The sequence below is a fragment of the Paenibacillus sp. FSL F4-0097 genome (assembly GCF_038593125.1).
Classification (GTDB): domain Bacteria; phylum Bacillota; class Bacilli; order Paenibacillales; family Paenibacillaceae; genus Paenibacillus_AQ; species Paenibacillus_AQ odorifer.
The window spans coordinates 1,687,115-1,701,141 of sequence record NZ_CP151965.1; the positions used below are offsets into that span (position 1 = coordinate 1,687,115).

At 45.3% G+C, this 14,027-nt stretch carries 16 protein-coding genes; 14 read left to right on the forward strand and 2 right to left on the reverse strand.

The window, feature by feature from the left end; all coding sequences use genetic code 11:
- Positions 1 to 20 precede the first annotated feature (20 nt).
- From MHH86_RS07400 to MHH86_RS07440, 9 genes are all read left to right on the forward strand, one after another.
- On the forward strand, positions 21 to 542 hold the full coding sequence (locus tag MHH86_RS07400; protein ID WP_036675921.1) for a YqeG family HAD IIIA-type phosphatase: 522 nt from the start codon (positions 21 to 23) through the stop codon (positions 540 to 542).
- A 2-nt stretch (positions 543 to 544) separates the two neighbouring features.
- Positions 545 to 1,672, forward strand: coding sequence for a ribosome biogenesis GTPase YqeH (gene yqeH, locus MHH86_RS07405; RefSeq protein ID WP_076125182.1), 1,128 nt, complete (start codon positions 545 to 547; stop codon positions 1,670 to 1,672).
- 17 nt (positions 1,673 to 1,689) lie between these two features.
- A complete protein-coding gene (gene aroE / locus MHH86_RS07410; RefSeq protein ID WP_076317310.1) occupies positions 1,690 to 2,562 on the forward strand; it encodes a shikimate dehydrogenase in 873 nt (290 codons plus the stop codon).
- Positions 2,563 to 2,629: 67 nt separating this feature from the next.
- Positions 2,630 to 2,923: a ribosome assembly RNA-binding protein YhbY gene (gene yhbY, locus MHH86_RS07415; protein WP_036675703.1), complete on the forward strand. Its 294-nt coding sequence runs from the start codon at positions 2,630 to 2,632 to the stop codon at positions 2,921 to 2,923.
- Between the two features lie 36 nt (positions 2,924 to 2,959).
- The gene (locus MHH86_RS07420; protein ID WP_036675702.1) at positions 2,960 to 3,562 is read left to right on the forward strand and encodes a nicotinate-nucleotide adenylyltransferase; all 603 of its coding nucleotides are present in this window, start codon (positions 2,960 to 2,962) and stop codon (positions 3,560 to 3,562) included.
- Complete coding sequence (gene yqeK, locus MHH86_RS07425; protein WP_036675700.1) at positions 3,534 to 4,112, forward strand: bis(5'-nucleosyl)-tetraphosphatase (symmetrical) YqeK; 579 nt, start codon at positions 3,534 to 3,536, stop codon at positions 4,110 to 4,112. Before MHH86_RS07420 ends, yqeK begins: the two co-directional genes overlap by 29 nt.
- Positions 4,109 to 4,456 carry a ribosome silencing factor gene (gene rsfS, locus MHH86_RS07430; protein WP_036675699.1) on the forward strand — a complete coding sequence of 116 codons (348 nt, stop codon included), beginning with the start codon at positions 4,109 to 4,111 and terminating at the stop codon, positions 4,454 to 4,456. Before yqeK ends, rsfS begins: the two co-directional genes overlap by 4 nt.
- Positions 4,453 to 5,376, forward strand: a complete 924-nt coding sequence (locus tag MHH86_RS07435; RefSeq protein ID WP_036675697.1) for a S1-like domain-containing RNA-binding protein — start codon at positions 4,453 to 4,455, stop codon at positions 5,374 to 5,376. Before rsfS ends, MHH86_RS07435 begins: the two co-directional genes overlap by 4 nt.
- Positions 5,377 to 5,432: 56 nt before the next feature.
- Positions 5,433 to 6,203: a class I SAM-dependent methyltransferase gene (locus MHH86_RS07440; RefSeq protein ID WP_038569469.1), complete on the forward strand. Its 771-nt coding sequence runs from the start codon at positions 5,433 to 5,435 to the stop codon at positions 6,201 to 6,203.
- Positions 6,204 to 6,957: 754 nt separating this feature from the next.
- On the opposite strand, the gene MHH86_RS07445 is transcribed toward MHH86_RS07440, so the two are convergent.
- Positions 6,958 to 7,116 carry a hypothetical protein gene (locus MHH86_RS07445; RefSeq protein WP_036675694.1) on the reverse strand — a complete coding sequence of 53 codons (159 nt, stop codon included), beginning with the start codon at positions 7,114 to 7,116 and terminating at the stop codon, positions 6,958 to 6,960.
- Between the two features lie 133 nt (positions 7,117 to 7,249).
- On the reverse strand, positions 7,250 to 8,206 hold the full coding sequence (locus tag MHH86_RS07450) for a winged helix-turn-helix transcriptional regulator (protein ID WP_036675692.1): 957 nt from the start codon (positions 8,204 to 8,206) through the stop codon (positions 7,250 to 7,252).
- Positions 8,207 to 8,581: 375 nt separating this feature from the next.
- Between MHH86_RS07450 and MHH86_RS07455 the strand changes: the two genes are divergently transcribed.
- From MHH86_RS07455 to MHH86_RS07475, 5 genes are read left to right on the forward strand one after another with little or no spacing between them, the layout of a single operon-like run.
- On the forward strand, positions 8,582 to 9,952 hold the full coding sequence (locus MHH86_RS07455; protein ID WP_076225115.1) for an arabinan endo-1,5-alpha-L-arabinosidase: 1,371 nt from the start codon (positions 8,582 to 8,584) through the stop codon (positions 9,950 to 9,952).
- Entirely contained in the window at positions 9,949 to 11,424 is a 1,476-nt protein-coding gene (locus MHH86_RS07460; protein ID WP_051490865.1) for an alpha-N-arabinofuranosidase, read from the forward strand. Before MHH86_RS07455 ends, MHH86_RS07460 begins: the two co-directional genes overlap by 4 nt.
- A gap of 4 nt (positions 11,425 to 11,428) precedes the next feature.
- Positions 11,429 to 11,701: a DUF6171 family protein gene (locus tag MHH86_RS07465; RefSeq protein ID WP_076106144.1), complete on the forward strand. Its 273-nt coding sequence runs from the start codon at positions 11,429 to 11,431 to the stop codon at positions 11,699 to 11,701.
- A gap of 31 nt (positions 11,702 to 11,732) precedes the next feature.
- A complete protein-coding gene (locus tag MHH86_RS07470) occupies positions 11,733 to 13,010 on the forward strand; it encodes a glycoside hydrolase family 27 protein (protein WP_076106163.1) in 1,278 nt (425 codons plus the stop codon).
- A gap of 12 nt (positions 13,011 to 13,022) precedes the next feature.
- Positions 13,023 to 13,988, forward strand: a complete 966-nt coding sequence (locus MHH86_RS07475; RefSeq protein WP_036675689.1) for a family 43 glycosylhydrolase — start codon at positions 13,023 to 13,025, stop codon at positions 13,986 to 13,988.
- Positions 13,989 to 14,027 lie beyond the last annotated feature (39 nt).

Sequence of the window (14,027 nt, forward strand, 5' to 3'; positions counted from 1 at the left end):
ATGAAATCGAGGTGAACGTATTGTTTGAAATGTTAGTTCCCAAACTCCGGGTGAATACGGTATTCGATATTGCTCTGGACGAGCTGTATAGACAGGGATATCGCGGAATCATCACGGATCTGGATAACACACTGGTCGGTGCCAAAGCGCCTGTGGCTACTCCGGAGCTGTTGTTATGGTTCGAAAAGGTGAAGGAACTGGGCTTTAAGCTCATCATCGTATCTAACAATAACATGGAACGGGTGTCCCGCTTTGCAACACCGCTTAATATTGAATTTGTGCACCAGGCTCGTAAACCGAGTAATGCTCCTTTTCTCAAAGCGATGAAGCAGATGGAGCTGCCCCCTGAACAAACGATTGTGGTGGGAGACCAAATGCTTACTGATGTATACGGCGGCAATCGCCTTGGCCTGTATACTGTTTTGGTACTGCCAATCTCCGTCAAGGACGAGGGGTTCGGCACAAGGTTTAATCGCCGGGTAGAGCGGGTTGCTCTGACACGGCTTCGCAAAAAAGGATTGTGGCACGAGGAGGATAAATAGTAATGAACGAACAAAGCGAAACACAGCGTCCTGAGAAGTGCAGCGGTTGCGGCATCAAGCTTCAGACGGAGCATAAGGATCAACCAGGATACCTTCCGGAGGTTGCACTTGAACGGGACCCGGTGATTTGCCAACGCTGTTTCCGGATTAAAAATTATAATGAGGCTTCATCTGTTTCGGTGAATCAGGATGAATTTCTTCGCCTGCTGAGTGGAGTAGGAGAGAAGAATGCGCTTGTTATTCATATTGTCGATATCTTCGATTTCGAAGGCAGTCTGATTTCCGGCCTGCAGCGGTTTGTTGGCAATAACCCTGTTATTCTTGCAGTGAATAAATGTGACTTGCTGCCGAAAGTTACAAACTGGAACAAGTTGCGTAACTGGATGCAGCAGCGCTGTAAAGAGGAAGGCTTGCGGACGGCTGAAATCGTACTTTGCAGTGCGAAACGCAATCAAGGTTTTGACCGTTTGCTGGAAGCCGTAACGGAGTTGCGCGGTCAACGTGACGTATATGTAGTGGGTGCTACCAATGTGGGCAAATCCACACTTATTAATCGTCTGATTTCGGACTATAGCGATTTAGAGCAGGAGTTAACGACTTCACGTTACCCTGGCACAACACTCGATACAGTCAAAATTCCATTGGATGACGGCCACTACATTATAGATACTCCAGGGATTGTGTATCCTTGGCGTTATAGTGAATTAGTTGAGCGTCAGGATCTGGATGCAGTTATGCCTGCCAATCCTTTGAAGCCGACAGTCTATCAGTTGAACGAAGGACAGACTCTTTTCTTCGGTGGATTGGGGCGTTTTGATTTCGTACAAGGCCCGCATCAATCCTTCACTTGCTTTATTAGTGGTACTTTAAAAATCCATCGCACGAAGCTGGAACGCGCAGATTCCCTCTATCAGGATCATCGCGGTGAAATGCTGTCTCCACCGGGAAGTGACCGGATGGACAAGCTGCCACCTTGGCAGCGGCATGAGTTCCGGATTAACCGGGGCAGCAGAGCCGATCTGTATATTTCGGGTCTGGGCTGGATTAAGGTTAATGGAACTGAAGGTGCAGTTGTGGCCATTCATGTTCCGCGTGGTGTGAAGGTGCTTACCCGCCCTTCGATGATTTAACGAGGGAGGATAATCTATTGTCTACAACTGCAGTCGAAGGCTACAATAGCGGTAATATTCTACTCGGTGTAATGGGAGATCCTATTATACAATCCAAATCTCCAATTATGCATGAAGCAGCGCTGCAAGCGCTGGGAATTCCGGGTGCTTATGTACCGCTTCACATCCGCCCGGAGAAGCTGGGCGATGCGGTGCAAGCGATCCGTACGCTTGGTTTCCGTGGAGTGAATGTGACGATTCCGCATAAGGTTGCGGTGATGCAATATTTGGATGTATTAGATGAGAGTGCAGTAGCCGTTGGTGCAGTCAATACGATTGTTAATGATAACGGAGTGCTCACCGGATATAATACGGATGGAATCGGTTATGTGCGTTCGCTCAAAGCGGAAGCTATTTCTGATTTGTCTGGTGCGAAGATTATGGTTATCGGGGCCGGTGGAGCAGCAAGAGGAATTGTTGCCGCACTACTTCAAGAGAAACCTTCTTCAATCATTATTGCTAATCGCAGCGCTGAGAAGGCAGAGGACTTGGCGACACAGTGCCGGAGCAAAGGGAATGTCATCGGGATTAGCATGAACGAAGTAGCAGAAATGCTAAGTGGTGTAGACGTGCTGATCAATACTACCTCCGTAGGTATGTATCCTCATATGGATGAGACACCGATAGATCCTGGACTGCTTCGTGAAGGAATGGTCGTAAGCGATCTGATTTATAATCCGCTGCGCACGCGGCTATTGTTGGAAGGACTCGAACGGGGCTGCACGATTCATGGAGGCCTTGGTATGTTTGTCTATCAGGGAGCTTATGCTCTGGAGTATTGGACAGGGCAGCCTGCTCCTACGGAAATCATGCGGCAGACCATTCTGGATTGTTTGGGTGGAAATGAGTAAGAAATGGATTCATTAAGTTAGGGTAATAATAGGTAATAATATATGTTAATTAAGGAGTTATTCATTTATGTTAACTGGTAAACAAACACGGTATCTTCGTTCATTGGCGCACCATCTCGATCCTATTTTTCAAGTGGGCAAAGGTGGAGTAAACGATCACCTCGTACGCCATATTGAAGAAGCTATTGAGAAGCGCGAGCTTATGAAGATTAGTATACTGAGCAATAATATTGAGAATCCCAAGGAAATCGGTGCTGCTCTGGCTGAACAATCGGGTTCTGAGCTTGTGCAAGTGATCGGTAAGACTGTCGTTCTATACAAAGAATCACGTGATAACAAAACCATTGAGCTGCCGCGTTAATAGCTGTAAGTATACCTTACCGAGGAGGTCGTCCTCTTGAAAGTTGGAATTATGGGAGGTACCTTTGATCCTCTTCATATCGGTCATATGATGGCAGCGGAAGCCGCAAGAGATACTTATGGTCTGCAAGAGGTATGGTTTATGCCTTCACATATCCCGCCTCATAAACATGAGGCAGGTGTATCTGGAGAAGACCGGCTAGCAATGGTGCAGGAAGCGGTGAAGAATCACGAAGCTTTTTGCACATTAGATTGGGAAGTTGTCAGAGGTGGCGTCTCCTATACCTATGAGACCATAAGACGTCTGCAAGAGGAGTATCCGCATTTCGATCTTTATTTCATCATTGGAGCGGATATGGTCCAGTATTTGCCGAAATGGAACGAGATTGAAGAACTGGTGCAGCGGCTTACATTTATTGGTGTGGGTCGTCCGGGAACACCTCTTGATCTAGATGCATTGCCAGACTTTATAGCAAAAAAGGTATTGCTTGCAGATATGCCACTGGTTGATATTTCGTCAACGATGTTAAGAGAACGGGCGGCAGCAGGTAAATCTATTCGTTATATGGTTCCAGAGGCAGTGTTCGATTATGTTCAAAGGAGTGGATTGTATGGCATACGGCCGCGAAGCGCTGATTGAGGCGGTCTCCACACAGATGCCTGATAAGCGCTGGAAGCATACACTCGGCGTGATGGAGACATCTATTCAACTGGCGAAGCAATATGGTGCTGACCCTGAACGTGCAGAGACAGCAGCGATTCTGCATGATGTGGCCAAGTATTGGCCGGTTGAGCGAATGAAGGAGATCATTGAACAAAATCAATTGAATTTGGATCTTCTGGTGTATGACAAGCAGATGTGGCATTCGGAAGTAGGCGCCTTTGTAGCTGAGAAAGACTATGGGATTACGGATCCTGATATTATCAATGCGATTCGTTTCCATACCTCAGGCCGTGAAGACATGAGTTTACTTGAAAAAATCGTCTGCCTAGCTGACTACATCGAGCCTGGGCGTGATTTTCCCGGGGTTGATAAGATACGCGAGAAGGCACAAGTAAGTTTGGAAGAAGGATTAGTCGCTGGGTTCGATTCTACGATTAGTTTGTTACTGGAGAAACGCCGGGTGATTTTCCCCTTAACGGTACTGGCGCGTAATGATTTAGTTAGAATATTGGAGGATAAAATATGAGTGTACAACCAAGCAAGCTGTTAGAACTGGCCCTTAAGGCTGTTGAAGATAAAAAAGCAATGAACGTCGTGGCACTAGATCTACGTAATGTTTCACCAATCAGTGATTACTTTATCGTATGTCACGGTAACTCGGATATTCAGGTACAGGCGATCGCTACCGAAGTCCGTAAAGTAGTTCATGAAGCAGGCGGAGTCATCAAAGGGATTGAAGGCATGGATTCAGCACGCTGGGTGCTGATGGATCTTGGCGATGTTATCGTTCATATATTCCACCGCGATGAGCGTGAATATTACAATATCGAGCGTCTGTGGTCCGATGCCAAGGTTGTGGAGACTGTATGAGCCTGATTGCAGGAACTACGGTTACACTTCATGTAGAGCGGGAAGTTTCCCCATACGGATTCTTTTTAAATGCTGGAGACCAAGATGTTATGCTGCATTATACGGAGCTGACAGAGAAGGTAAAAGCCGGTGATAAAGTTGAAGTTTTCATTTTCTTTGATACCGAGGACCGTCTTGCGGCAACGATGAAAAAACCATTTCTGACGCTGGGCGAGATGGCGTTATTGGAAGTGGCTGATATTCATCCGCGTCTGGGCTGCTTTTTGGAAATGGGCCTTGGACGCCAGCTGCTGCTGCCTATTCGTGAGCTTCCAGAACTTCCAGAGCTGCGTCCGCAGGTTGGAGACTATGTGTTTGCGATCATGGAGCATGATAAACAGGGGCGTCTGCGTGCCAAGCTGGCCGGAGAACAGGAGCTTGCTCCACTAGCTCTGCCTGCACCTGAATCTTGGATGGGACAGACTGTAACAGCCCGAGTGTATAAGCCGCTGCAAATGGGTACTTTTGTACTTGTGGATGCGGGTGTTCTAGGCTTTGGGATTATCGGTATGGTCCATTCATCTGAGCGGAGCCGTCTGCTGCGTCTTGGTGAGCAGTTTGAAGCACGTGTCTCTCATATCCGTGAGGATGGACGTGTTAACCTTTCTATGGGTCTCCGTAAAGAAGTGGGGATGGATGTAGATTCTGCCGCGCTTTTGGAGTTCTTAAATGCTCGTCCAGGTGGAGCGATGCCTTATTCGGATGCTACGCCGCCAGATATTATCAAACAACGGTTCGGAATCAGTAAATCCGCCTTCAAGCGTGCACTTGGGAAGCTGATGAAGGAAGGCCATATTACTCAAAAAGAGAATTGGACTTATCTTGTTGCTAAGGATAATGAAGAAGGAACAACCGAAGGGCAAGAAGAAACGACGGATTAAGCTTACGATTCAATAGACGTAATTTATAAAATGTTGTTATAGAAAGCGGTGTAATTTTGTCTTCCTATGGGAAATTTGCTTATGTATACGATGAGCTTATGGCAGATATGCCGTATCCAGATTGGATATCCTTTGCTGAAGCCGCATGGAGTAAATACGGCAAGCCGTTAACTGTAGCCGAGCTTGGCTGTGGTACAGGGAGTATTACAATTCCTTTGGCGGGTTCAGGATATCATATGACCGGAATCGATTTATCTTCTGACATGCTCTCAGTGGCACAGCGCAAAATGGAGGAGCATCCCCAGGGACGGCGCTTTTTGCGTGAAGGCAGTGTTCGTTGGATTAGACAAAACATGAAGGAATGGGAGCTTCCGGAGCTGGTGGATTCTGTGATTTCCTTTTGTGATTGTCTGAATTATGTGTTGGAAGAGGATGACATCAGCGCTGTTTTTGCCAGTACCTATGCAGGGTTAAAGCAAGGCGGAACCTTTCTGTTCGATGTGCATCATCCAAACACACTAATTCGTTATGAAGAAGAACAGCCCTTTATTCTGGACGAGCCATCTGTGTCTTATATTTGGACTTGTGAGATGGATGTTCCACGCCGCGAAATTGAACATCATCTGTCCATTTTTGCCCGTGAAGACGGACACAGCGATCGCTATCGCCGATTCGAAGAGACCCATATTCAGCGTGCCTACGATCCTAACTGGATGAAGGAAGAGCTGCTTAAGGCTGGGTTTAGTGATGTGAAGATCTATGCCGATTTCGAGTGGGTAGAGGCAGAAGATGATGCTGAACGATTATTTTATGTAGCTATAAAATAAATATTCAAAATGCTAAGAGGGGCTGTCCCATAAGCTATGAAAATAGCTGCTGGGACAGCCCCTTTTTTGACCTTAGCTGATTGCTGGGGGAAGCGAGTGGAATGCTGCTGTTGGAAGCACCTAGGTTGACGCTGCCGGAAACAAGTGTGTTTCCGCTATCGAATGCTCATGCATTACCGCTGGCGTGAGCGTGTGGGTTCTCGCTCTCGAAAGCTCATATATTGCCGCTTTGCGGAAGCGTGTAGGTTCTCGCTCTCGAATGCTCATGCATCGCCCTTTACGGATGCGTGTAGGTTTTCACTATCCAACAACATGCATGCACAACTACCATCAGATATCCGTATTAGTACTAGCTATCGGACCCAGCGGACCTTATACGCAGCATTTTCCAATATTTTGGGTGCTATCGGACTCCAGTGCAGCTATTGGCTTGAAAAACGTCCAATATTGGTCATTTTCCAATGGATAGCGTCACTGGAGTCCGAAAACATGCTCCAAGGGCTAAAAATATGCAAATAACGTCATCTGGGTCCGTGAGCCACGTGAGATACGTAAGCCACGTGAGATACACGTGAGATGATGGAGATAAGGTTGGAGCAACCAGCCAGCGACCCAAACATAAACAGCGATTCTCCGATATCAGGAGAATCGCTGTTTTTATGACTTCATTCGTTGGAGCAGCTTGTAATTGCGCCAACTTAATAAATACAAAATAAACCGGGCAGTGTTCATACCACCCGGCATCTTCCAATCCTTACCGATGCTCAAACAGATCAATGGCACCCAATACGACATGAGCCAGACCAAATCCAAGTACGCCTGTTGCTGCCATCTTATACTTGCTTCCAAGAAAAGCGGCGCTAGAAGCGGTTACGACGGTTCCAAGAACAGCGGGAATTAGACCTTCACGCATTCGAAACACTCCTTCTCGGTGGTTTGGGAGACAAAGTTATTATGGTTCAATATCGAAAAAATATACGAAGCTCAAAAAGACCCTAAATCAGCGTTAGCTGAATTTAGGGTCTTTTTATTTAGATTAGGGTTGGTTACTCTGCTATTATAACAGCGTTACGAGGGAGGCCCTCTCCAACTTCATGTACATCATACAACACACGTGCCAGTAGGTCCTGGCTATAATTGCCGAAATGTTTTCCGTAAATCGTGAGTCCACGTTTGTTTGTAGGCTTGTCGGTTACTGCGATACGGAATGTGAGTTCACTTTTGTAATCCAATTGAATATCATCAAGGGTCACATCAGAAATCCGACAGCCATCAATGAAGCTGCCTTCATTATTGATACGGATCAGCTTCAGCATGCCGTATTGGTTTAGGTGCGGAGGCCACCAATCGGGGTTAAACGTTCCCCGGGTATCTCCGAAATCGCCAGGGCTAGTCCAGAATCCGATTTCAATTCCATTTAAATAGAAATAAAGGTCGGACGGATAGTTATCGTTAGACCCAGGAGCTTCAGAGCCGATCTCCATCGAGAACTGAATTTCGCGGAACGTTTGGTTGGCTTTAAGGTAGTTTGGAATTCTATATTCGAGGAACCCTTCAGCCATCCAAATAATTTCGGATTCAATTCGCTGCGGATCTGCAAAATAACGCGGCTCGTCGAAATCCCCGATGATGCTATCTTTGGTAGCCAATCCACAAGTTGGAACAGCCTGATAGTTGCTGTAATGACCTACTTGAATTTCTACTTCGTAAAGATTATCAACATCCTTGCTGCGAAGGTCAACAATAAGCTTGTCCTTATTTAAATAGCAGACCTTTTGAATACCGTGTTTGCCCACTGATGTGTTTATCTCAATGAGACCGCTTTCTTCTAACTTTTTAATATGCATGGTAATGGCGCCGTTGCTGAGGTTCAGTTTTTTGGCAATTTCATTCAGGTTCAAGGCTTGATTGGTGGCAAGGAGCTCTAAAATGAGGATTCTGATTTCTGAGCTTAGTGCCTTGAAAATTTCTAATCCACTCATTAAATCTTTAATATAGATCATTTTATCAATACCTTCTTCCGATTACGTCATAAATTATACTATTTTATAAAATTATAAACTAATAAGGCATATAAATAAAGTATACTTCCTTATTTTGTAGAATGGTCAAATATAAGAGGGATTTTTGGCATGATTTTCTTTTAATTTAGTAAAATTTAAACAAACAAAGGATTAAACTAAAGAAAAAGACGATTATTTCGCCATAATTCATTTATTTCGAGTTTAATTTCATATAAATATGAAAAGGTTTATAGAAATATATTTACAAGGCTTTTTATATATGTTATTTTATATTGTAAGCGAATACATATTTTTCATTTTAAATTTAATATTTATTGCTGCTCAATCTGTTGCTATTTCTGAGGTGATAATTTAATGGTAAAAAAAACAACAGATCTTGTCTTTCCAAGTTCCCCAGGGAACATGCCAATGTATGATATATCAGTGATTGATATTGAGTCTTTATGGACGCTTCACAACACACATGATCCAGGCATTATTAAAACAGATGAGGGTTACTATGTTTTTTCTACCGACATAAGAGTCGGAGGAGAATTACGACCAGGCGTAATGGTTCGAAAATCACAGGATCTTATCCATTGGGAATGGGTTCATTATGCGCTGCCGGGAATTCCCCGAGTTGCGAAGGAATGGGCAGGGGCTACTAATTTATGGGCACCCGATGTGGTGAAATACGGTGATCAGTATCGAATGTATTACTCGGCCTCATCTTTTGGAAGTAGACAATCGCTAATCGGACTTCAAACTTCATCTTCTATTGAGGGACCTTGGACAGATGAAGGTGTGGTGATTCAGACGCGTGCTGAAGATTCACTGAATGCGATTGATGCAAATGTGCTTACGGATGCAGATGGACGGATGTGGATGGTGTATGGTTCTTTTTTTGGTGGAATTCATATCATTGAGCTGAATGCGGAAACGGGCAAACCGAAGCAAGAAGGTTTTGGTACGCTGATCGCTAAACGGGATAACACCATTAAAGATGGAGCAGTTGAAGGACCGTACATAGTGTATAACGAGCAATTCAAAAAATACTATTTGTTCGTCTCCTATGACTCCCTGTTCGAAGATTATAACGTTCGTGTCGCTCGTGCAGATACTATTACCGGCCCATATGTGGATTATAACGGACGAGATATGACTGATAGTGCGCATCAACCCCGATATGAGGTCGGCAATAAAATATTGGGTGGCTATCGATTTGGACAAGATCCAGGTTGGATTGCTCCCGGCCATAACTCAGTTCTTCATGAGGATGGCAGCTATTATATAGTTCATCATGCACGTGGTGAAATCGATAAACATTGGTCCTATTTACAGGTTCGTCGAATTCTGTGGACAGAGGATGGTTGGCCTGTTGTATCTCCAGAACGGTATGCGGGTGAAGTGGAACAGGATATTCCAGAACAGCTAATCGCAGGACAGTGGGAATGGATTGTAATGGACCCCTCAGTGGATGGCCAGATTCAGTCTGCCCTCATAAGTCTATCCTCTGACTTTAAGCTGGAAGGTGCGAATGGAAAGGGAAGCTGGTCTTTTGATGGACGCAGAGTCCTGACCTTGGTCTGGAATGACGTTATCGAGGGTAAAGGCCGGATAGAGAAGGTGCAATTGCTTCCGTCATGGGATTGGGAGAAAGAAACTCAGACCCTTGTATTTACTGGATTAAATGAAAATGGAATTTCCATCTGGGGTAAGCAAAAGAATGGAGAAGAGAATAGATGACTACTATCAAGCTACATGCAGGTAAAGGAATTAATAAGATTAGCAAGTATCTATATGGTCATTTTGCCGAGCATTTGGGCAGATGTATCTATGATGGGATCTATGTGGGGGAAGATTCGCCGATTCCGAACACCAAGGGCTTTCGCAACGACATCCTAGCAGCACTCAAAAAAGTTAATATTCCTGTCCTTCGTTGGCCGGGGGGCTGTTTTGCCGATGAGTATCATTGGAAGGATGGCGTCGGTCCAAAAGAAACCCGTAAGCGGATGGTGAATACGCACTGGGGCGGTGTCGTCGAGAATAATCATTTTGGGACGCATGAATTTTTTGAATTATGTGAGTTGCTGGATTGTGAACCATATATCTGCGGGAATGTTGGCAGTGGCACTGTTCAGGAGATGTCGGAGTGGGTTGAATATATGACCTTTGAAGGCGAATCACCGATGGCGGACTGGCGTCGTGAAAATGGGCGTGAAGAGCCGTGGAAGTTGAAGTATTTTGGTGTAGGTAATGAGAACTGGGGCTGCGGCGGCAATATGCGTCCAGAATATTATGCAGATTTGTACAGACGTTACCAGACATATGTGCGTAATTATGGTGAAAATCAGATCTATAGAATCGCTGGTGGCGCCAACGTTGATGATTATAATTGGACAGAAGTGCTAATGCGCGAAGCTGGACGGTTTATGGATGGTCTCAGTCTTCATTCGTATACGATTCCTGGAAGCTGGGAAGAGAAACGTTACGCTTTAGGTTTTGACGAAGCCGAATGGTTTGAGACTATGCAAAAAACCTTGCATATGGATGAACTGATTACCAAACATTCAGCGGTAATGGATAAATATGATCCGGATAAGCGGGTTGGAATGATTATAGATGAGTGGGGAACCTGGTTCTTAAGTGAACCTGGTACGAATCCAGGGTTCCTGTATCAGCAGAATACACTCAGGGATGCATTGGTAGCAGGGGTAACGCTGAATATTTTCCAAAAGCATAGCAGTCGTGTGCAAATGGCGAATTTGGCTCAAGTGGTCAATGTACTGCAGGCTCTTATCCTGACGGAGGGCGACAAGATGATTCTAACGCCTACCTATCATGTATTTGAAATGTACAAAGAGCATCAGGATAATGAACTGCTTGAAGTAACTGTTGAGAGCCCTGATTATACGTTTGGGGATCTAACAATTCCACAGATTAGCGTTTCTGCTTCTCGCGATACGAATGGCAAAGTATATGTTTCTCTCTGTAACTTGAGCCATAATGACAGCGCATCGCTAAGTATTGGTATTGAAGAGGTTACCTTTAGCAAAGTGACAGGTCAGATCTTAACGCATTCCGTGCTGGGTGCGCACAATACGTTTGAGGCACCGGATACAGTTACTCCAGTAGCTTTTGAGGGTGCATCTTTATCGGGTGAAAAGCTGAGCTGCGAGCTTCCACCTGCTTCTGTAGTAGTCTTGACTCTGGAATAATATCATGTCAGAGAATCAAGAAAAAAACCGTCGCTGCAAAAGCTGTGATGAGAACATGAGAATAAGCCCAGAAAAACTGGAGCGTTTAATAGAAATAGCCACTAGAGAAAGACCCTTAGCGCCGGAGGAGCAATATTTGCAGCGTATTGAACATTGCCGAGATTGCTCTGGCCTGCAATTTGGTAGCACTTGCCGTTATTGTGGCTGCCTCGTAGAGGTGAGAACAAGACTACAGGACTCTACTTGCCCTTATCCCTCGGCACCTCGCTGGGAGTGAATGCTAAGTTTTTGAAAAGGACGTGAAAATCATCAAACAAAATTTGTTAGCTGCTACGCCCCCGATGGGCTGGAATAGTTGGGACTGTTACGGAGCCAGTGTAAATGAAGAAGAAGTAAGAGGCAACGCAGAATATATGGCTACCCATTTGAAGGACTTTGGTTGGGAATATGTAGTTGTGGATATTCAGTGGTATGAGCCTGGAGCGAATTCTTCGCAGTATCGCAACTTTGTACCGCTGGTTATGGATGAGTACTCCAGACTTCAACCTGCTGAGAACCGGTTTCCTTCCGCAGCGGGAGGCAAAGGGTTTGCGCCACTCGCTGAATATGTACATGGATTGGGTTTGAAATTCGGCATACACATTATGCGCGGAATCCCGCGTCAGGCTGCTCATGCGGCCAGTGCTATTCTAGGATCTGAGCAAACCGCACGCGATGTGGCTCACCCAAATTCTATTTGTCCATGGAATACGGACATGTATGGAGTAGATGCTTCAAAAGAAGGCAGTCAGGCGTATTATGACTCGCTGTTCCAGTTGTATGCCAGTTGGGGCGTGGATTATGTGAAAGTGGATGATATTGCCGCTTCTCGCATTTATGGATACCACAAAGAAGAAGTTGCTATGATCCGTAAGGCTATTGACCGCAGTGGTCGCGAGATGGTGCTCAGTCTTTCGCCTGGACCTGCTCCAGTGGAAGAGGCTGAACACTTAGCCGGACACGCTAACCTTTGGAGAATGACCGATGATTACTGGGATCATTGGCATCTGCTGCGCGGGATGTTTGAGCGCTGTGAGAAATGGGCTCCTTATGTTCAGCCGGGCCATTGGCCTGATTGTGACATGCTGCCGTTAGGTCATCTGGGCATTCGTTCTGTAGATGGCGGGGGAGACCGGTTCACGCGGTTTACTCATGACGAGCAGGTCACCATGATGACACTGTGGAGTATTTTTCGCTCCCCGTTAATGTTTGGAGGAGAACTTCGGGACAATGATGATTGGACATTATCTTTATTGACCAATAAGGAAGTGCTTCATCTGCATCGTTATGGTAAGGGCGGCAGACAGGTAGCGCTAAATGAGGAGCATGCGATCTGGACATCTGAGGATGAACAAGGTAACCATTATGTAGCTTTGTTTAATCTTAGCGATGAAACATTAACGCTTCAGGTATCATTCGAGCAGCTTAATGTTTCAATTCCTAGTACTATACGTGATCTATGGCAGAGCCGCGATTTGGAAGTAGTTAACGAAGGTATTTCTCAAACTCTTCCACAGCATGGTTCTGTATTGTTAAAGTTTAAATAGAGGAGAGAGATTATGAATACGAGTGTAGAATATAAAAATCCATTGGTGGAGCAGCGTGCTGATCCATGGGTATATAAACATACAGATGGTTATTACTACTTTATTGCTTCTGTCCCAGAATACGACCGGATCGAAGTGCGGAGAGCAACAACAATCGAGGGATTGGCTGCTGCAGAACCGGCTGTAGCTTGGCGTAAATATGAGACGGGTCCGCTTAGTGCAAACATTTGGGCACCAGAGCTCCATTATATTGACGGGAAATGGTACATTTATTTCGCAGCGGCGCGTACTACGGAGACGAAGGATGGATTATTCGATCACCGTATGTTTGCTCTTGAGAATGAATCTGCCAATCCGTTAGAAGGAACATGGGTAGAAAAAGGCCAGGTGAAAACCGCTTGGGAATCCTTCGCTTTGGATGCAACCACCTTCCAGCACAAAGGAAAATTGTATTATGTATGGGCACAGAAGGACCTGAATATTGAGGGGAATTCTAATCTGTATATTTCTGAAATGAGTAATCCATGGACGCTAACGGGTCCTCAGACGATGATTGCTACTCCTGAATATGACTGGGAAATTATTGGGTACAAGGTAAACGAAGGAGCTGCAGTGCTTAAACGTAACGGCCGTATCTTTATCAGCTTCTCGGCTAGCGCTACGGATTTCAATTACTGCATGGGACTTTTGGTTGCGGATGAAGACAGCGATCTGCTGGACGCCGCTTCATGGACCAAACTGCCGGAACCGGTATTCCAGACCCACGAAGAGAATGGACAATATGGTCCAGGTCATAACAGTTTTACTGTAAATGAAAATGGGGAAGATGTACTCATCTACCACTGCCGCAATTATAAAGAAATTACTGGCGATCCGCTGTATGATCCGAACCGTCATACTCGTGCTCAAGTCTTCCATTGGAATGAAGATGGTACGCCGAATTTTGGGGTTCCCGTTAAGGATGCTGCTAAACAATAATTCGTTGAGTATATAAAAAAGAGGGTTACTCATAAGCCA

Excerpts from the sequence above, each read along its gene's own strand:
- yqeH (WP_076125182.1), top strand. The coding sequence starts at position 545 with ATGAACGAACAAAGCGAAACACAGCGTCCTGAGAAGTGCAGCGGTTGC.
- yhbY (WP_036675703.1), top strand. The coding sequence starts at position 2,630 with ATGTTAACTGGTAAACAAACACGGTATCTTCGTTCATTGGCGCACCAT.
- yqeK (WP_036675700.1), top strand. The coding sequence starts at position 3,534 with ATGGCATACGGCCGCGAAGCGCTGATTGAGGCGGTCTCCACACAGATG.
- rsfS (WP_036675699.1), top strand. The coding sequence starts at position 4,109 with ATGAGTGTACAACCAAGCAAGCTGTTAGAACTGGCCCTTAAGGCTGTT.
- MHH86_RS07435 (WP_036675697.1), top strand. The coding sequence starts at position 4,453 with ATGAGCCTGATTGCAGGAACTACGGTTACACTTCATGTAGAGCGGGAA.
- MHH86_RS07445 (WP_036675694.1), bottom strand. The coding sequence starts at position 7,116 with ATGCGTGAAGGTCTAATTCCCGCTGTTCTTGGAACCGTCGTAACCGCT.
- MHH86_RS07450 (WP_036675692.1), bottom strand. The coding sequence starts at position 8,206 with ATGATCTATATTAAAGATTTAATGAGTGGATTAGAAATTTTCAAGGCA.
- MHH86_RS07455 (WP_076225115.1), top strand. The coding sequence starts at position 8,582 with ATGGTAAAAAAAACAACAGATCTTGTCTTTCCAAGTTCCCCAGGGAAC.
- MHH86_RS07460 (WP_051490865.1), top strand. The coding sequence starts at position 9,949 with ATGACTACTATCAAGCTACATGCAGGTAAAGGAATTAATAAGATTAGC.
- MHH86_RS07465 (WP_076106144.1), top strand. The coding sequence starts at position 11,429 with ATGTCAGAGAATCAAGAAAAAAACCGTCGCTGCAAAAGCTGTGATGAG.
- MHH86_RS07475 (WP_036675689.1), top strand. The coding sequence starts at position 13,023 with ATGAATACGAGTGTAGAATATAAAAATCCATTGGTGGAGCAGCGTGCT.